At 41.4% G+C, this 18,735-nt stretch carries 14 protein-coding genes; 8 read left to right on the top strand and 6 right to left on the bottom strand.

Features of this window, described 5'->3' with window-relative positions:
* The first annotated feature begins 61 nt into the window (after positions 1-61).
* From HFD85_RS08890 to HFD85_RS08875, 4 genes are read left to right on the top strand one after another with little or no spacing between them, the layout of a single operon-like run.
* A complete protein-coding gene (locus HFD85_RS08890; protein ID WP_167607924.1) occupies positions 62-2,047 on the top strand; it encodes an alpha-L-fucosidase in 1,986 nt (661 codons plus the stop codon).
* A gap of 11 nt (positions 2,048-2,058) precedes the next feature.
* Entirely contained in the window at positions 2,059-2,979 is a 921-nt protein-coding gene (locus HFD85_RS08885) for an endonuclease/exonuclease/phosphatase family protein (RefSeq protein ID WP_167607921.1), read from the top strand.
* A gap of 18 nt (positions 2,980-2,997) precedes the next feature.
* On the top strand, positions 2,998-4,050 hold the full coding sequence (locus HFD85_RS08880) for a glycoside hydrolase family protein (protein ID WP_167607919.1): 1,053 nt from the start codon (positions 2,998-3,000) through the stop codon (positions 4,048-4,050).
* Complete coding sequence (locus tag HFD85_RS08875) at positions 4,051-5,448, top strand: alpha-L-fucosidase (RefSeq protein WP_206081918.1); 1,398 nt, start codon at positions 4,051-4,053, stop codon at positions 5,446-5,448. It abuts the gene before it with no gap.
* Between the two features lie 41 nt (positions 5,449-5,489).
* Here HFD85_RS08875 and HFD85_RS08870 read toward each other — a convergent pair whose 3' ends face one another.
* Positions 5,490-5,966, bottom strand: coding sequence for a hypothetical protein (locus HFD85_RS08870; protein WP_167607916.1), 477 nt, complete (start codon positions 5,964-5,966; stop codon positions 5,490-5,492).
* A gap of 460 nt (positions 5,967-6,426) precedes the next feature.
* Between HFD85_RS08870 and HFD85_RS08865 the strand changes: the two genes are divergently transcribed.
* The 3 genes from HFD85_RS08865 (at position 6,427) to HFD85_RS08855 (ending at position 11,242) form a co-directional block, all read left to right on the top strand.
* Complete coding sequence (locus HFD85_RS08865) at positions 6,427-6,867, top strand: hypothetical protein (RefSeq protein WP_167607913.1); 441 nt, start codon at positions 6,427-6,429, stop codon at positions 6,865-6,867.
* Between the two features lie 390 nt (positions 6,868-7,257).
* On the top strand, positions 7,258-10,488 hold the full coding sequence (locus HFD85_RS08860; protein ID WP_167607910.1) for a S41 family peptidase: 3,231 nt from the start codon (positions 7,258-7,260) through the stop codon (positions 10,486-10,488).
* 202 nt (positions 10,489-10,690) lie between these two features.
* The gene (locus HFD85_RS08855; protein ID WP_167607907.1) at positions 10,691-11,242 is read left to right on the top strand and encodes a 1-acyl-sn-glycerol-3-phosphate acyltransferase; all 552 of its coding nucleotides are present in this window, start codon (positions 10,691-10,693) and stop codon (positions 11,240-11,242) included.
* Positions 11,243-11,289: 47 nt separating this feature from the next.
* Here the strand turns inward: HFD85_RS08855 and HFD85_RS08850 are convergent, their stop codons facing one another.
* From HFD85_RS08850 to kamA, 5 genes are all read right to left on the bottom strand, one after another.
* Complete coding sequence (locus HFD85_RS08850) at positions 11,290-12,129, bottom strand: mechanosensitive ion channel family protein (RefSeq protein ID WP_167607904.1); 840 nt, start codon at positions 12,127-12,129, stop codon at positions 11,290-11,292.
* A 57-nt stretch (positions 12,130-12,186) separates the two neighbouring features.
* Entirely contained in the window at positions 12,187-13,593 is a 1,407-nt protein-coding gene (locus HFD85_RS08845; RefSeq protein ID WP_167607901.1) for a sodium:solute symporter family protein, read from the bottom strand.
* A complete protein-coding gene (locus tag HFD85_RS08840; RefSeq protein WP_167607899.1) occupies positions 13,590-13,844 on the bottom strand; it encodes a hypothetical protein in 255 nt (84 codons plus the stop codon). Before HFD85_RS08840 ends, HFD85_RS08845 begins: the two co-directional genes overlap by 4 nt.
* 167 nt (positions 13,845-14,011) lie before the next feature.
* Positions 14,012-14,854, bottom strand: a complete 843-nt coding sequence (gene ablB / locus HFD85_RS08835) for a putative beta-lysine N-acetyltransferase (RefSeq protein ID WP_167607896.1) — start codon at positions 14,852-14,854, stop codon at positions 14,012-14,014.
* Positions 14,855-14,971: 117 nt separating this feature from the next.
* Entirely contained in the window at positions 14,972-16,276 is a 1,305-nt protein-coding gene (kamA, locus tag HFD85_RS08830; protein WP_167607893.1) for a lysine 2,3-aminomutase, read from the bottom strand.
* A gap of 230 nt (positions 16,277-16,506) precedes the next feature.
* Here kamA and HFD85_RS08825 point away from each other — a divergent pair, with 230 nt between their 5' ends.
* A complete protein-coding gene (locus HFD85_RS08825; protein WP_167607890.1) occupies positions 16,507-18,714 on the top strand; it encodes a bifunctional alpha,alpha-trehalose-phosphate synthase (UDP-forming)/trehalose-phosphatase in 2,208 nt (735 codons plus the stop codon).
* Positions 18,715-18,735 lie beyond the last annotated feature (21 nt).

Raw genomic sequence — 18,735 nt, 5'->3', positions numbered from 1 at the left:
GTTAAACTTTTGGATAATTTTACGAACTTAGATTTAAGTAGTAAAAAATATTAACATTATCATGTTTGATTGTTTTCATCAGAATCCGGTAAGAAGGATTGTTTCATATTTCAGTTATTGGTTTTATATCGACAGGAAAAATGTAAAGTCTTTCCATGTAAAAACGGTATTTTTAATTCTCCTTTTTGTCGGAGTTGGAATTCATACTACCAATGCACAATGGTCAGTAAAGGGCGAAACAACCGATAAAAAAGCCCGCTGGAACCATATTCAGATGTTTACGGAAGAAGAATGGGATGTCAGCAATTTTGCTACGAAGGAGGAAATGCAATGGTTTAATGACGCCCGCTACGGCATGTTCATTCATTTCGGATTATCGACATACATTGGCAAAGACCTGAGCTGGGGAATGTGTTACACCCGGAAAGCACCTGACAAAGGCCACGGCCCGATTCCTGATTCGGTGTGGGTGAAATACCCTGAGAAATTTGTTTTCGAGAACTTTGATGCCAAAGAATGGGTAGGTATTGCCAAACGTGCCGGCATGAAATACATCGTCACCATTGCCAAACACCACGATGGTTTTCATATGTGGGATACCCAGTATTCCGATTTTAAGGTGACCAATACACCTTTTGGACGCGATTATTTAAAAGAAATTGCCGATGCCTGTCACGAAGCGGGAATGAAGTTTGGTATCTACTATTCGCAGCGCGATTGGTACCATCCCGACTATGCACCGGTTGATACCAGTTTAATTGAAGTACAAGACGAAGCGCCATACTTTAAGGCAAAACCCGGAGTAAAAGAAGTGAAACCCGGACCAAGACATCAAAAATACATCGACTACCAGTTTAATGTGGTTCGAGAGTTGTGCACCAACTACGGCAAAGTGGATGTTTTCTGGTTCGATGCTACTTGGTGGGGAGGTATGTTCACTGCCGATATGTGGGAGTCGGAAAAACTTACACGAATGATTCGTGAGTTGCAACCCGGGATAATCATCAATAACCGTGCATCCCTTCCAGGAGATTTTGATACTCCGGAGCAGAAGATTGGTATGTATCAGTCTCGTCCCTGGGAAAGTTGCGTAACCCTTTGCGGTTCGTGGTCGTGGTCGGATACACCCACAAAATCGAAAAAGAAAATCGTTGAAATGTTGACCGCAACCGCTTGCGGAAACGGCAATATGTTGTTGAGCTGGGGCTCGAAATGGGATGGAGAGTTCGATCCTGTTCAGGTTACGCGTTTGGAAGAAGTTGGCGAATGGCTGAAACAATACGGACAAACCATTTACAATACAAAAGGCGGACCCTGGTACCCTGAGAAATGGGGCGGGAGCACTTATCGTGGAAAAACAGCTTTTGTACATATTACGGGCGAAGTGGGAGATACCCTTACGTTGCCGGCAATTGAAAATAAAATCGTGTCGGCAAAGGTTCTCACCGGAGGACAGGCCTCCTTTAGCCAAAAAGAAAAGCAAGTACTCATCAAACTTGAAAAAGTAAATAGAAATGTAGAGTCAGTCATCGTTGAACTTTCATTCGAAAATGAAATTAAAGGAATGGTGGCAGAAAAGCGGTCGAAATCAAGGTTTGACGACCCGATGTTTGGCAAACAACTCACCGAAAATGTAAAACTGGAACTAAGTTCTCAATCAGCTCTCGACAATCCTGAGCATCACGAACTACTTCAGGGAAACACCTTATTTAACAGCGCTTTTGCATTTCATACAAAAGCAGAAAGAGAACCATACGCGATATTAGATCTGGGCAAATTGTATTCGGTAACCGGTGTAGATTTATACAATGATAAACATTACAACGGAAATCCGGGTACCTTTGAAGTACTGGTTTCTGATGATGGAAAAAACTGGCAATCAATCGAAAAAAACGATAAAGCATTCAATCAGTGGGAAGTTACAGTGGCACAGTTCAATGCCGGAATTCAGCTGCCGGGAGTGGAAGCACGCTATGTTAAAATCTTGCTAAAAGCTAATACCGAAGATGCACTTCATTTAAAAAGAGCACATATTTACGTACACTAAATGGATAAAGTATGATCAAACGGTTTGTAATGCTTTTGGTGGTAATCGTATTGCCTCTTTTCGTATTTTCTCAAAAAAATGAGCAGCATCTAAGAGTGATGACCTACAACATCTGGAACGGCTTTGACTGGGGAAAAGACCAAACCCGAAGAATGAATCTTCAACACTGGGTGGAAAAGCAACAGCCCGATGTTGTTGCTTTGCAGGAATTGTGTGATTATACACCCGGGAAACTGGCAGAAGATGCAAAATCGTGGGGGCATAAATATTCGGTATTGTTGAAAAAGACCGGCTACTCCGTTGGTTTAACTTCAAAATACCCGATAGAAGTGAAAGAAAAGATCATAAAAGGAATGCACCACGGGGCTTTGCATTGTAGTACCAATGGTATCGATTTCCTCGTGGTTCATCTTCACCCGGGAAGTATAAAACGCCGTCGCGAAGAAAAGGAAATATTACTTGCAAAGCTGGAGGAAATAAAAACTGAGAATACGAAATACATAGTTTTGGGCGATTTTAATGCCAATTCACCATTCGATGCCGACCTTTATGAGCCGGATGGCGATCTGTTACTCCATATGAGGAAAAGCAACGAGGGTAAAGGGCTGGATGGAAATATTGATAATGGCGATCTGAATTATTCGGTTATTTCAAGTTTCCTCTCGTTTCCACTGTACGATGTAACGCGTAAGTATACCAGTGGAATACAAGATCGGGGAAGCTTTCCATCAATGGTACTGGCACCGTTAAATAACGAAACGCATGAACAATTTTTGTCGCGTTTGGAACGAATCGACTACATTCTCGTTTCTCCTGAACTGGAATCCAAATGTGTGAATGCAAAGGTATGTAACGGCGAAGAAAATTGGTTTTTGTCCGATCATTATCCGGTTATTGCTGATTTTAACATGAACGATTCTGCTTCTAATTAGCAGTTAAAAAGTTTTAATATGACTCGTTTCCTGATAACCATTTTTTTGTTTTCCTTGTGCTCAGTAAATGCACGCTCCCAGGGCACATTTGCCGAGAACTGGGAATATAAAGGGATTGCAGTACAGGATTCGGGCTATACCATTTGGGGAACATCGCCCATTTATGGCGACGATGGAAAAGTACACCTTTTTGTAGCACGCTGGCCCGGAGAACTAAAGGTGGATCCGGGATGGCGCACCCACAGCGAAATTGCCCATTACGTTGGAGATTCTCCCGAGGGCCCCTTTGTATTTTCCGATGTAGCGGTGAAAGGTGACATTGTGGAAAAAGCTACCTGCAATCCGGCCATACAAAAAACTTATGCTCCACATAACCCGGCTATCCACAAAGTTGACAGTTTATATGCGTTGTTTTTTATAAAGAACAGTGGAATTGAAGAACACCCTTCAAACCAGTTTATTTGTCTGGCAACATCGAAGAGTTTGTACGGACCATGGGAAATGGCAGGCGAAAATGGCAAAATACTTACTCCTCCGGATAATCCTGATTATTGGAATTACCAGGCGAGTAACGGTGTAAATAATCCTGCTTTCCTGCAACATCCCGATGGAGGCTATTTTCTGTACTTCAAATCAGAAAAGGCAAAAATGGGACTGGCTGTTGCCGAAAATCTGGAAGGACCTTATGTGCAAATGCCGTTTCCTGTAACATCCAACAATCGTAATATCGAGGATGGATACGCTTTTGTGTACAAGGGAAAATTTGCTTTGCTCACTACCGATAATCATGGAATTATAGAGGAGGGAGGCGGCATTCTCTGGACTTCGGAAGATGGAATTCATTTCGATACTTACGAAAAAGGTTTTCATCGCATCAATCAATATACAAATGTTGACATGAATAAGGTAGCCGTTCATTACGGGCCTAAAAACCGACTTTATGCTAAGTTCGAGCGACCGCAATTGCTGCTAAAGAACGGAAAGCCCGAGTACCTTTATGTCCCCTCCGGAACCAACATTTATGGTGGTGACTGTACGGTTAGTTATGTTTTAAAATTCAAAGATGAATAAATGATGATATCAAGATTTCTGGGAATTGTTTGTATTGTGATTTTAAGCGCTGGATTTTTACAAGCACAGGAGCTTCAGAAAGTTCCCGTTCCAACACAGGCACAACTCAACTGGCAGAATGCCGAACTGGTTGCCGTTTTTCATTACGACCTGCATGTGTTCGACGGCAAGAAATACGTTCAGCGCGAAAACCGAATAACACCGGTGCCCGATTACAATATTTTCAATCCGAAAAATCTGGATACCGACCAGTGGATAAAAGCTGCGAAAGATGCCGGCTGTAAAATCGCAATTCTTACAGCGACGCACGAAACCGGGTTCGCCCTTTATCAAAGCGATGTAAATCCATATAGTTTGAAAGCTGTAAAATGGAGAGATGGCAACGGAGATATTGTAAAGGATTTTGTTGAATCGTGCCGGAAATACGATATACTGCCCGGAATTTATATTGGCATACGCTGGAATTCGTTTTTTGGTGTTTACGATTTTAAAGTGAGTGGCGAAGGTGCTTTTGCCGAAAACAGGCAAAAATATTACAACAGCATGTGCGAGGGAATGACCGAAGAACTGATGTCGCGTTACGGCGACCTGGCGATCGTTTGGTTCGACGGTGGAGCTCATGGTCCGGAAAAAGGCGGTCCCGATGTGTTGGGAATATTCGAAAAACACCAACCGAATGGCATTTTCTACCACAACACACAACGTGCCGACATCCGCTGGGGAGGAAGCGAAAGCGGAACGGTTCCATACCCAAGTTGGGGAACCTACCCATATCCTTACTCACACTCTGCTAACCAGGAAGAAATTTTCAAGAATAACTTTCAACTTTTAAAAACGGGCGATCCGAATGGACCGTATTATATGCCCGCCATGAGCGATGCCCCGCTGCGTGGCTACAACGGTCGGCACGAATGGTTCTGGGAACCCGGCGACGAAGACGCAATTTATCCACTGGAAAAACTGGTCCATATGTATTACAATTCGGTGGGGCACAACAGTTCGCTGATTTTGGGACTAACACCCAACGCAGATGGTTTGCTTCCCGAGCCCGATGTACAACGTCTGAAAGAACTGGGCAATGAGATCAAAAGCAGGTTTGAAAATCCGTTGGCTACCACATCCGGTGCCGGTACCAAATTCACGCTAAAGTTGAAAAAAGGCCAAAAAGTAAACCAGTTAGTGCTGGCTGAAAATATTGAGTCGGGCGAGCGAGTGAGGGAATTCGTGCTGGAAGGAAAAACAAGTACAGGTTGGAAAACTATTTTTGAAGGATCATGTATCGGTCATAAGTTTATACACCGTTTCGACGATCTTGAATTAAAGGAAATAAGATTAAAGGTTACAGAAACAAGAGGAGAACCTCAAATTAAGGAGTTTTCTTCGTACTTTATTGAGTAGGTGAAAATAGCATTGCGAGCTATCTATTTCTAATGGTTCAATTAAGCGTTTTGAATATGGGCCGTGAAACTTCCAATGAAGAAGTTATTGTACATCAAGGTGTATTTCTCAAGCAAGCGAAATCCATTTGCTGACAAATCCATTATAAAGGGATTGTAATTCACCATCAATTCCTTTGCTTTTTGATGAATTTTATCCGCCAGCTCCTTGCTTTCTTTGTTTTGTTCAGAAAGTTCAGTAACAACCTTCGTCATGATATTAACCTCGTCGGCCAAACGGAATTCATTGTAGTTTTTGTCTTTGTCAGAAACAGATTCGGCAGTGTTAAACATCTGGTTAGCATAGGTTAAGACCATTTCTTTCAACTCTTCACTGAAATTTGCCTGCTTGAAAGAATTATTAATTATATCCAGAATTTCAGTTTTAAATTCATTTTGAAATGCTTCCATGATATCATCCAGCTTTTTAAACTCTGCCAGAATACTGGAGTGAAAGCTATTTGAATCGAATTTTTCCATAACACGATAAAAAATTGAACTGTTAAAGGATTTTATCTTCAGTTTTTATGTGAGAAAAATAAAGTTAATAAATGGTTAAATGAAGAAATATATTGTATTGTACAACATTCAATTCTTGATCTATTTTTAGGCGATGACATTTTGATACATTAATGACCTATGTTGAAATAATTTGCTCTTGAAGTAGGAATATTGGTGAATAAATGAAGAAATATATTTTTGAATTATAGCCGTGTGTTATTTGACTATTTTTTATCTGGCAGATCAAATTGTAAAGAAAAAAGACTAAAAAATCAGTCAAAAAGAATCATCAGATTTAGGTTGAAAAACATCCCGGCAGAATCAGGGCTTTAAAATTGCAAGAAATGCTTCAAAATTACGATTTTGTGCGACATGCTTAATATGTTGTAATCCTTGCAATTCATGAACTTGTGGTAGTTAAACTTTAAAATCAATTACCATGAAAAACTTAAGATTTTTAGCCGTTTTTGTTTTTGTATTTACCTTAGTAAGTACAAGTTATTCTCAGGGAAATAAATTCACTGTTCCTGTTCCCATGACCTGGGATGAAACGATTGCACCAATTGAATGTATCGGCCAGTATTCGGGTACTGTCGTCATGAATATGACATTTTTTGCAACCGGAAAAGTCCTGAATAAAGCCAGCGGTACAATTGAGGATTCCGAAGGGAATTTTTACACCATCGAAAGCTTATTTAACTGCCACAATTTTGTCAGCTATATTTCAGCCTCAGGAAATAGTAACCAGGCGTGGACATTTCGGGTGTGTTCTGTCGAAACCGGGAAATTGGTAGCAACAGTTCATATGACGTTTCATTATACGGATTGGGCAGTAGATCCAAATTTCACTACCGTAAATGTTAAAACAGTTTGTCATTAGAAAATCTCAATCAATTGTTAACTTTTTAGTTATCTCACAATCATACGAGATTTTAAAGTTGGGAGAAGGTTTTCCATTTACGGACGACCTTCTTTCTCCTTGAAGTTCGATTAGACAGAATGCTAATCGTAGTATTTTTTAAAGGTGTTACACGGATGTAACTCCTTTTTTTCGTGTTGTTATCTTCAACTAAATTTTCATTTATAAATGTTAAACACCATCGTAAAGAAATAAAATACGGCAGAAGTTCATGCCAATTCAATCGTAATTAATAACTTAATAGAAATTTTAATCATTGATGAAAACCGAATTGCTGCCGATTGAACAAAACTTTCAAGTTTGTCAATTGTTTGCTATTTGTTAGTAATCATAATCACAAAAACATATAACATGAAGACAAATTTACTCCTGCTTGTCGTCGCAATTTTATCAGCAATATCTTCTGTGGCGCAAGTAGATGCTTCGCTGTTTCGTTACGCTGATGTTTCAGAATCGAAAATCGCCTTTGTATACGCCGGCGATATCTGGTTGGTGAACAAGGATGGCGGTCAGGCATCAAGGTTAAGTTCTCCTGACGGGGAAGAAGTAAAACCCAAATTTTCGCCCGATGGGAAAACGCTGGCTTTCTCGGCCAATTACGACGGATCGTTGGATGTTTATACCGTACCTGTAGACGGTGGTCAGCCACAATGTGTTACCTGGCGCGGATGTGTTGTTGCCGACTGGCATCCCGACGGAGAAAAGATCATTTTTGCTACGGGTAAAGAAAGCGGCCGGCAACGTTTCTCACGTTTGTTTACAATCGATAAAGATGGTGGTTTGCCCGAGGTATTACCACCTGCCTATGCCGAAGTAGGTGCTATTTCTCCGGATGGAAAGCAGCTTGCTTTTACCGATAAATCGCGGTTAAATCGCACCTGGAAACGGTATCGCGGAGGAATGGCGCCGGACATTTACCTGATGGATTTGAATGACTATTCTACCCTGAATATTACTCAGAATGATGCGAGTGATGAACTCCCGATGTGGCATCAGAATAAGATTTATTACCTCTCGGATAACGGCCCGGAAAAACGTTACAATATTTGGTGTTACGATGTGACCGCAAAAACCAATCGGCAGGTAACCGATTTTGACGATTTTGATATTCATTTTCCCTCAATTGGCCCCAACGATATTGTTTTTGAAGCCGGTGGCGAATTGTATTTATTAAGCCTGGATACTGAAGAATACAAGCAGGTTAAAATAAATGTGATTACTGATCAGATGGCAAGTATGCCTAAAACCGTTAAAGTTGAAAAATACCTGATGGGAGGCGGTATTTCTCCCGACGGCAATCGTGTTGTTGCAGAAGCCAGAGGCGATGTTTTTTCACTTCCTGCAGAAAAAGGATTTGTACTTAACCTGACTCAAAGCTCAGGAACTGCCGAGCGTTCGCCCGCCTGGTCGCCCGATGGAAAGTCGATAGCCTGGTGGAGTGATGCATCCGGGGAGTACGAACTGACGATTTATGATATTGAAAACGAAAGCACGAAAACAATTACCAAACTGGGCCCGGGATTTCGCTATGATCTATACTGGTCGCCAAATTCGAAAAAACTGGCTTTTGTCGATCAAACCATGAGTATAAAGGTTTGTGATGTTGAAAGTGGATCTGTTACCGAGATGGATAAAGCATTGTGGATGATGCATGGCCCCTTGCAGGGATTTTCTGTTTCGTGGTCTTCCGACAGCCGCTACGTAACCTGGAGCAGGGGAGTAGAAAATCGCAATGCCGTTGTTTTTATACATGATGTTCAAAACAATCAGAAACACGCAGTTACTTCCGAGTTTTATAACAATTCGTCACCTGCTTTCGATCCGGATGGTAAATACCTTTACCTACTCACTAATCGCTCAATGACCCCGGATTACAGCAATTTCGACAATACTTTTATTTACTCAAAATCAACACTGGTTGCGGCCATCAGTTTGCAGAAAGACACTCCGTCACCAATCGAACCTGAAAACGATAAAGTGGAAGTAAAAGAAGAAGAGAAGAAGGAAGAAAATGGAGATGATGAAAAAAAGGATTCAGCAGATGAAGATAAATCAGTAACGATTGATTTTGATGGTTTAGAAAGCCGACTGGTTCTTTTACCGATCGATGCCGGTGTTTATAGCGACCTGACGGCAACTAAAGGAAAGATTATTTTTCAGGATGCAAGCAATGCCGGCGGACAAAATGGCAAGCGGCCAATTGTTTACTGGGATTTAAAAGATCGCAAGCTTAAAACGATATTGGAAGATGCTGATGGTTTTTCAGTAGCTGCCAACGGCGAAAAAATGCTGGTAATGAGTAAAGGTAAACTCAGTGTTATTGATGTGAACGAGAATCAAAAGACTGAGAAGTTTGTGCCTTTGCAGGACATGGAAATGCGGGTAATACCCAAAGAAGAGTGGAAACAACTTTTTGCGGATGCGTGGCGCATTGAACGCGACTATTTCTACGATAAAAATATGCATGGCGTTAATTGGGAGGCCATGAAGAAGAAATACGGAGCGCTTGTTGAACAGGCTTCCAGCCGCGAAGATGTGAACTTCATACTTGGAGAATTGATCGGCGAAATGAATGCCTCGCACACTTACAAAGGTGGTGGCGATCTGGAAGAGACACCTCGTTTAAAAACAGGATACCTGGGTGTTGACTGGAACCTTAGTAATGGTGCTTACCAGATTAAAACGATACTTGAAGGCGCCAAATGGGATGCCGAAGTACGCTCGCCACTTGCCGAACCGGGAGTGGATGTGGAAGCCGGAGACTATGTGCTTGAAGTGAACGGTGTGGCGCTGACAGCGGATAAAGAACCTGCTGCTGCATTCCAGGGTCTTGGTGGTAAAACAGTAGAACTAACCATCAGTAAAACAACGTCGAAAGCCGATGCAAAAAAGGTAGTTGTTAAGCTGCTCGACGATGAAACAAGACTGCGTCATTTGGCATGGATTGAAGCAAAACGTAAACGAGTTGATGAAGTTACCGATGGAAAAGTTGGATACATTTACGTAAGAAGTACCGGAATTGACGGACAGAATGAACTGGCACGCCAGTTTTACGGACAGTGGAATAAAGAAGGATTGATTATTGACGAACGCTTTAACAGCGGTGGCCAGATACCTGACCGTTTTATCGAATTGCTGAACAGAAAAGCACTGGCATACTGGGCCGTTCGCGACGGACACGACTGGCAATGGCCTCCTGTTGGTCATTTCGGTCCGAAGGTGATGCTAATAAATGGTTGGAGTGGATCTGGTGGTGATGCTTTCCCCGATTTCTTCCGAAAAGCCGGATTAGGCGAATTAATAGGTTCGCGTACCTGGGGTGGATTAATTGGCATCAGCGGCGTTCCTGCACTGATCGATGGTGGTGGTATAACGGCTCCAACGTTCAGAATGTATGATCCGGATGGCAAATGGTTCCTTGAAGGTCATGGTGTTGATCCGGATGTACCAGTTGCTGAGGATCACGAGAAACTGGCAAAAGGAGTTGATAATCAGCTTGAAAAAGCTATTGAAGTGGTAAAAGATGAGCTGCAGCAGAATCCGGTAAAATGGCCGAAGCATGAGCCCTACGAAACACGATAAAAACAGTGAAATGAAATAGTTAATAAAACGGGGAATTGTATTATTCCCCGTTTTTATTTAATCGTGGGGTGTTGGAAATCTATGTTCGGTTCGAAAGGTCACCACTGACAACACATGCAGGCATTTGTTAAGTAATTGCTCTTGTTTAAAAATAATAACCATTTATTATTCCTACCTTCAAACCCAAACAAATCGGAATTTAATGAGAACCTTATCGGGGAGGATTTTAAAAAAGCAGGGATGGAAGATTGTAGGTGATTATGGAGGATTAAAAAAATCAGTAACCATTTTTGCACCGCATACAGCCCATATCGATTATTATTACGGAAAATTGGGCTTTACCGAACTTGGAGTGAACTTCAGGTTTCTTTCCAAAAAAGAACTTTTCTTTTTTCCGATGAACTATGTTATGAGAGGATTAGGATCGATTCCGGTGAGAGGAGTTAAAGGTCAAAATGCCATTTTTCAGGTAGTTGAAATGCTAAATGACAGTCAGGAATTGCACATTGTAGTGTCTCCGGAAGGTTGGATAAAACGAGTTGCCAAATGGAATAAAGGTTTCTTCTACATGGCGCAAAAAGCCCGTGTTCCCATTGCAGTTGCTTCAATGGATTACGAGAAAAAGGAAATGGGCGTAAAAGCCATCATTTACGACACGTCGGATTTTAAAACTGTAATGCAGCAAATAAATGCCATTTATAAAGACGTAAAAGGCAAAAATCCGGCACAATTTGCATTTCATTCGGAGGAATAGAAAGTGCAACTTTTGCAGTAATAGTTCAATTATTATTTCTGAAACTGCTATTTCGTATCATCCGATTTAAGGTGCAGATCCATTTGCGGGAACGGAATGGTCACCTTATTCTCAATGAACTTGCGGTTAATTGTTTTACGGATATCGGATTTTACATTTTCGATTCTAAAAATATTTTTACTGTAAAACAACAATTCAAAATCGAGCGACGAATTTCCAAAGTCACTAAAACGGGCACGGATCATTTCATCGTTTACTACTTCAGGATGTTCGCGGGCACTTTCAATTAATAAACGTTCAACCAGATCAACATCGCTACCATAAGCCACACCTACCTTAATCCGGAAACGTGTTTTTTTCGACTGGTGACTCCAGTTAATCACTTTATTAGTAGTAATTATTGAATTTGGGATAATCACTACAATATCGTCGCGGTTAAAAGCCTCGGATGTTCGCAGCCCAATTTTTCTGATTTTAATCAAATCGCCGTCAACCTCAAGAATATCGCCCACTCTTATCGATCCTTCAAAAAGCAAAATAAAGCCTGAAACAAAATCGTTGAATGTATTTTGGAGTCCCAATCCAACTCCAACCAGCAATGCTGCAGAACCGGCAAGAAGTACCGTAATTTTTATATGAAACGAATCGAGAACAATCAATATGGTAAAGATCCAGGCAGTGTAAGCAATAATCTGATAAACCGAAGCTAAGGTGCCGCGTTTGGCAAAATCGATGTCCTTTTTACGGAACATGACTTTTTTGATGATCCATAACAACACCCGAGTAATTAAAAATGCAATGAGAATAACAAATAAGGATTGTACAGTGAGAGTAAAATCCTTAATGGTGAAAAACTCGAAGTTCAGAAATTCTTTTATTCGGTCCATGCTCAAAATGGTTTTATCTTTTTCTTATAACCTTAACAAACCAAACACCTAATTTACCTAAACTTTTGTAAAGAACATATGGGAAATGGCATACACCAGTGCCGAAAATGATATTCCGAAGATGTTGGCATCGAGTTGCAGGGGCAGGTTAAAGTTACCGATAATAAGTATGAGTGTAGATGTTCCGCCGGCGATCATCGCCAATAATGCCGACCTGGAATTTGGATGTTTGGTGAACAAGGCTGCAAGCACCGGAACGATCATTCCGGAAACCATAAATGAGTAGGAATGGAGCATCAGTTCCAAAACGCTCGACATTTTTAGCGCAAGCAATAAAGCTACTCCTCCTATAATTAGGGTAAGGAATTGCGAAAAACGCAAACTGTTAGGAGAATCGTGTTTCTTTAAAACATCGGTTAAAATATTGCCCGAAGCTGCCATCAAACAACTGTCGGCGGTAGACATAATTGCCGAGAAATATGCAGAAAGCACAATGCCAAGAAATCCCACAGGCAAAACTGTTTTTAGTAACAGCGGAAGCCCCATTTCAGCATCCAGATTTGTAATGCTATAACCTGCTAACATCCCGTTTTCAACCGCTACCCGGGCAAACATTCCAAGAATAACGCCCATAAAAGCCATAATTGGATATTCAAACAAACCGGCAATAAACCAGCCTTGCTGCGCAGCCCGAGTATTTTTCGCGGCATAAATACGTTGATAAAGCGTCATACCGATAAACCAGATGGGAATTATGGTAAACATCCAGTTTATGATTTGCTGCCACGATATATTCCGAAGCGACAAAAACTCAGGCTCAATGGTGCTTTTTATGGCCTCCATTCCGCCAATGCTGAAATAGGAGATAGGAATGCCAACAAATACAAGCCCCGCCATTAAAATTATCCACTGAATGGTGTCGGTATAAATAACGGCCTTTAATCCGCCTAATACGGTGTAGCCTACTGCAATAACACCCATTATCAACAAAGCATTTTCCAGGTTAAGGCCATCGAAAGTAGAAGATGCCAGTTTGGCCCCGGCCAGTATTTGTGAGCTGGTAAATCCTAGATAACCAATGGCCGAAATTATTCCGGCAATTAGTGCCACACGTTTATCAAATACATGTTCGAGGTATTGCGGAAAAGACAAAAAACCTTTGAGCCGTGCCAGCTCCGAAATACGAGGTATCAGCAGAACTCCGCTTAGCCAGGCTCCTAAAAGACCCGTAAAAAGTAACCAGCTTCCCGACAAACCCATGGTAAAGCCAAGTCCTCCAAGACCAATGGAAAAACCGCCACCAACATCGGTGGCTACAACAGATAATCCAATGTGGATACTGCTAAGTTTTCGGCCTCCAACATAATAGTCTTCAGTGTTTTTGTTTTTTCGTAAAAAGTAAAATCCAACGCCCAGCATGGCAGCCAGGTAAACAATAAAAATAGACAGGTCTATCCAACTCATGCTTTGAGCTCAACATTTAATTCAATGTAAGATGATTTTTCCATGTGTTTGACCAATCCCTTTTTTAGCAGCGAAAAAACAGCTTCCTGTCCGCGTCGGCCCGATATTTTAAGTGCTTTGAAAATATCGCCGTAAACACATTTTCCGTTTTGTTGCAAGAACAGTAAAATGTCTTTTTCAAAAGGATTGTTAATGTTTTGGATACTAACCTCGTTCCCGATGTTTGATTCTTTCTTCGTTTCTTCCGTCATTGTCTTGATTTTCTGTGATTTCAACATATCTATCGCAATTTTTCCATCCTTTGTATCCCCGGTTGCAAAATACATTTCTGAAAAGGGAAAGCTCAATTTTAGTCTTTTCCTCTCCCAGAAATAGGGGGCATTCTTTCGCAAAGTGACACCTGTTTCCTAGATTCATTTTAGATGTGTTTATAGTAAATATTCAGACTTTCGATTTTTCCGGCAATGTTGGTGTTTTTTAACGCCGTACCGGAATAAACGTAGCCTTTCCGTAAAAATGTCTTGTTCATTCCTACTGAGTTGAGCCGTGCCATGGTGTACAAAGTTTTCAAACCCTGCTTTTTCATTTTCTTTTCCATTTCATCAAGCAGCAACAAAGCAAGCTTTTTCCCCCTGTTTTTTCTTGGGGTAGCAAAGTCGGTCATTTCAGCATTCAGTCCTTTCTTGTCCATTTCGGCTGAAGCAAGGGCAAGTAATTTCCCCTTGTGTTCAACTCCAAAATATTCCACATGACTTTCCATGGTCTCTTTAATGTAGTTTGGGTCGAATATTGGGAAGGGATAACTTTCGAATACATCACGGTAAATGGCAACAATATCCTCGCTGTCGGCGGGAGTCAATCGTTTTACATTGTACTTGTTATCCGGGTCAGCTTCTCCGTTTTTCCTGCCATTTTGCTTTTCAAGCATGCCACCAAAGAACTGCAATTGTTCGGTTTCGAGTTCAAGTAAGCGGTCGGAGCTTAAAAATTTCGACATAAAAAAGGCCGTTTCTCTACCTTCATAAAAAAGCGGAATTTGGGCTTCAGTTAAAAAACCGTCGGCAATAAATTGCGGAACTGCACTTTGCGGAACCTTGCAAATTATTTTAGTGTACCTGTTGCTTCGGGCAATCCGGTTAACCTCACCAATAATGCCCGGAATGTCGCGTTTATCAAGTTTCATCAGGTAAACACGCTTATTTAAATCCCCGTGATGAATGATTGTTCCTTGTCCTATTTTCTCGATTTTATCTGTTATCATTTAAATCTTTCTGTTTAAACATGACGAAGTAATGCGCCACTTTGTTCTAATTTTCTTTTTTCTGAAGGTTAACTGTTGTGTGCGAATGGCAGGTTTATTTGTTTGTCGAATGTCCTTTTAATCCCTCCTCGAATGTCTTTCATTATCTTCCGGAATCAGCGAAATAGAGTCGTTCGAGTCCGATAAAAGTCCTTCAATACCGATTGCTTCCGACTCGTCAATTTCTTTCAGATTCAAATCCAGGTTGCACTCGTCACAATTTCGATCGCACATTTTTGGTTCGTAACTATCAGGTTCCTTGTAGGTTGTAATTACACCCTCGTAGTTGCGTAATACCACTTTATTGGTCGACCACGAAATAATATAATTCGGCATCACCGGAATTTTTCCACCACCGCCGGGGGCGTCAATAACATAAGTTGGGCGTGCAAATCCACTGGTATGACCAATAAGGCTTTCCATAATTTCTATCCCTTTTCCGATTGGCGTGCGGAAATGAGAAAGTCCTTCTGACAAGTCGCACTGGTATAAATAGTAAGGGCGAACACGGTTTTGCACCAGTTTATGCAGCAAGGATTTCATAATACGTGGACAATCGTTTACATCGGCCAGTAAAACCGACTGGTTTCCAAGCGGAAAGCCACCATCAGCCAACTTTGCCAGAGCTTCTTTTGCCGAACTGGTCATTTCGTTGGGATGATTAAAGTGCGTATTAATCCAGAGAGGCTGGTATTTTTTCAGAATAGCAACCAGTTCGTCCGTAATGCGATAGGGTAGTACAACCGGCATTCTTGTTCCTATACGAATAATCTCGACATGCGGAATGGCCGAAATCTCCGAAAGCAGCCAGTCGATCACACTGTCGGGGAGCATAAAAGGATCGCCGCCTGAAAGCAGCACATCGCGCACCTGCGGTGTGTTGGCAATGTATTCGATTCCTTTTTTTAGTTGCGCTTTCGAAGGCACATAATCGATGTCACCAACCTTACGTTTTCGGGTGCAGTGCCTGCAGTACATCGAGCAGATGTTACTCACATGAAACAGAACTCTGTCGGGATAACGGTGGGTGATCCCTTCTACCGGGCTGTCGCGGTCTTCTGACAATGGATCTTCCAATTCCGATTTTAATGTAACAAGCTCTCCAATGCCACCAAAGGCTTGTTTAAAAACCGGATCGTTCCTGAAATTTTCCTTGTTTATTAGCGACAGGTAATACGGAGTTATTGATAATGGAAATTTTTCAAATGTTTTTCTCAGCCCTGCTTTTTCTTCCTCTTCGAAACTAATGCCGGTTAGTCGTTCAAACTTATCTAAACTTTTAACCGAATGTTTCAGTTGCCACTTCCAGTCCTTCCAGTTGCTGATTCGTGGTTCATCTTCAATTTTGTTTGCGATTTGTTGCTGTACCTGATCATATATCATAAAACTTATTTAAAATGAGATTTTAAGGTTTGCTGTCTGTTTTTCGCTACAAAAGTAACAAGATTTTTTAAAAGTTTCTATGCGAACTAAATTTGAAAAGTCTGTGTGGGAGATTGATTGAACTCTTTTATCAATTCCTTTGTTCACATTGAATTAATTGACAGGTTAGAAACAGTTGATACAAATTTTTTAACTTTGTACGAATATTAATTTCTACAGAAATAAACCACATGGGACGACTAATAATCGCATCTAACCGCTTGCCGGTTAAAATTGAAAAAAACGAAAATGAAATGATCGTAACACCCAGTGCGGGTGGATTGGCAACCGGATTAAAATCATACCATAAAGGAAACGACAGTGTTTGGATTGGCTGGCCCGGAATTATTCCGGAAAGCAAAGAAGAAGAGAAAACGGTTACAACGCTTGTAAAAGAAGAACAATGTTTGCCCGTTTTTCTTACCGAAGAGTTAATTTCGATGTACTACGATGGATTTAGCAATGCCACTTTATGGCCGCTTTTTCACTATTTTACTGAATACATTGAATACCGAAGGAGATACTGGGAAGCCTATTTAAAGGTAAACGAAATGTTTGCAGATGCCATTATCGCAAATGCCAAGGAAAACGACCGTGTTTGGGTACATGACTATCAGTTGCTGCTGGTACCAAATATTTTACGTAAAAAACGTCCCGATCTGAAAATCGGATTTTTTCTTCATATTCCTTTTCCATCGTACGAGATCATCAGGGTGTTGCCATGGCGCGAAGAAATTATCGAAGGCTTGCTGGGCGCCGATCTAATTGGTTTTCATACCTATGATTATGCACGACACTTCATGAGCTCTGTTAAACGTTTGCTGGGATACGATGTTGATTTTAACCAGATAAAGCTGGAAAACCGCCAGGTGTTTATCGATGTATTTCCGATGGGAATCGACTACAAGAAATTTGAAAAGCTTGCTACCGAAATCCAGAGTAAATCCATTCAGGAGCGCTCCAGGGTTCACCAGGATATCGACCGGTTTTTAATGGGGATGCCGGACAGACAGCTTATCCTTTCCATCGATCGTTTGGACTATACCAAAGGTATTCCTGAGCGATTGAAAGCTTTTCGCCATTTTCTGAAGGAACACCCCGAGTATATTGAAAAGGTGTCGTTGATCATGCTGACCGTGCCTTCACGAACTGATGTAGAACAATATCAGAACCTGAAGAATGAAGTTGATGTACTGGTTGGTAACATTAATGGCGAATTTGGCAGGTTGAACTGGGCGCCGGTAATTTATTTCTACCGTTCGATGCCTTTTGAGAACCTGATCGAATTGTACAGTTCGGCAGATGTTGCTCTGCTTACTCCACTGCGCGATGGAATGAACCTGGTAGCCAAAGAATACATTGCTTCGAAAGTGAAACAGCGGGGAGTTTTGGTTTTGAGCGAAATGGCAGGCGCAGCCAAAGAACTTGGCGAAGCTATTTCAGTGAATCCGAACAATATTGTGCAAACAGCCGATGCCATTTACAAAGCTTTGACCATGAACGACGAAGATCGGACAAAGGCTATGCGAACCATGCAGCGCCGCATAAAACGTTACGATATTTACAAGTGGGCCTCTGAATTTATAAAAGCGCTGGATCACACTATCGACAGGCAAATGGATTATCATGCGCGCAAGGTTTCTACACGGATTAAAAGTTCGATCACCAAAGATTTTACAAATTCCAAATCCAGGATCATTTTCCTTGATTACGACGGTACGTTACAGCGGTTCTTTGATAATCCGCAGGCGGCCGGTCCTGATGAGGAATTGTACGATTTGCTAAATAGTTTGTCGAAGATTGAACACACAAAACTTGTGCTGGTCAGTGGCCGCGACCGCGAAACCTTCGATCGCTGGTTTGGCTCGAAAAATTATACCTTGATTGCTGAACATGGTGCCTGGCTGAAAAACACAGGAGAAGGCTGGAAAGAACGAAAACCTGTAAACAGCGAGTGGAAAGAGAACATTATGCCGGTATTGGAATCGTATGTTGACCGAACACCGGGTAGCTTAATTGAGGAAAAGACCTATTCGCTGGTTTGGCATTACCGCAAAGCTGATATTGAATTGGGTGCATTGCGGGCTCTGGAACTGGTGCACGATATGTCGAACCTGATCTTTAACCAGGATCTTGAGATTATGGAAGGAAAGAAGGTTATCGAGGTGAAAGTTTCCGGAATTAATAAGGGAACAGCAGCTGCCGAGTTTCTTATGGATAATCCTGCTGATTTTATCATGGCTTTGGGAGACGACTGGACCGATGAATTTCTTTTCAAAGAATTGCCTGAAAGTTCGCACACCATTAAAGTGGGCACCGAGAATTCAGTAGCCAAGTATTTTCTGAACAACTACAAGGAAGTTCGCGAATTTTTGGATGAACTCAGAAAAGCCAAATAGACAACAGAGAAGAACATTTTC

The organism is Maribellus sediminis (assembly GCF_011799805.1).
Classification (GTDB): Bacteria; Bacteroidota; Bacteroidia; order Bacteroidales; family Prolixibacteraceae; genus Draconibacterium; species Draconibacterium sediminis_A.
Note: the sequence above shows the minus strand (reverse complement) of the source record. Positions and strands in the feature narration are given on the sequence as shown.

Excerpts from the sequence above, each read along its gene's own strand:
- kamA (WP_167607893.1), bottom strand. The coding sequence starts at position 16,276 with ATGATATATGATCAGGTACAGCAACAAATCGCAAACAAAATTGAAGAT.
- HFD85_RS08865 (WP_167607913.1), top strand. The coding sequence starts at position 6,427 with ATGAAAAACTTAAGATTTTTAGCCGTTTTTGTTTTTGTATTTACCTTA.
- HFD85_RS08860 (WP_167607910.1), top strand. The coding sequence starts at position 7,258 with ATGAAGACAAATTTACTCCTGCTTGTCGTCGCAATTTTATCAGCAATA.
- HFD85_RS08875 (WP_206081918.1), top strand. The coding sequence starts at position 4,051 with ATGATGATATCAAGATTTCTGGGAATTGTTTGTATTGTGATTTTAAGC.
- HFD85_RS08890 (WP_167607924.1), top strand. The coding sequence starts at position 62 with ATGTTTGATTGTTTTCATCAGAATCCGGTAAGAAGGATTGTTTCATAT.
- HFD85_RS08870 (WP_167607916.1), bottom strand. The coding sequence starts at position 5,966 with ATGGAAAAATTCGATTCAAATAGCTTTCACTCCAGTATTCTGGCAGAG.
- HFD85_RS08825 (WP_167607890.1), top strand. The coding sequence starts at position 16,507 with ATGGGACGACTAATAATCGCATCTAACCGCTTGCCGGTTAAAATTGAA.
- HFD85_RS08885 (WP_167607921.1), top strand. The coding sequence starts at position 2,059 with ATGATCAAACGGTTTGTAATGCTTTTGGTGGTAATCGTATTGCCTCTT.
- HFD85_RS08855 (WP_167607907.1), top strand. The coding sequence starts at position 10,691 with ATGAGAACCTTATCGGGGAGGATTTTAAAAAAGCAGGGATGGAAGATT.
- HFD85_RS08850 (WP_167607904.1), bottom strand. The coding sequence starts at position 12,129 with ATGGACCGAATAAAAGAATTTCTGAACTTCGAGTTTTTCACCATTAAG.
- ablB (WP_167607896.1), bottom strand. The coding sequence starts at position 14,854 with ATGATAACAGATAAAATCGAGAAAATAGGACAAGGAACAATCATTCAT.
- HFD85_RS08880 (WP_167607919.1), top strand. The coding sequence starts at position 2,998 with ATGACTCGTTTCCTGATAACCATTTTTTTGTTTTCCTTGTGCTCAGTA.
- HFD85_RS08845 (WP_167607901.1), bottom strand. The coding sequence starts at position 13,593 with ATGAGTTGGATAGACCTGTCTATTTTTATTGTTTACCTGGCTGCCATG.
- HFD85_RS08840 (WP_167607899.1), bottom strand. The coding sequence starts at position 13,844 with ATGACGGAAGAAACGAAGAAAGAATCAAACATCGGGAACGAGGTTAGT.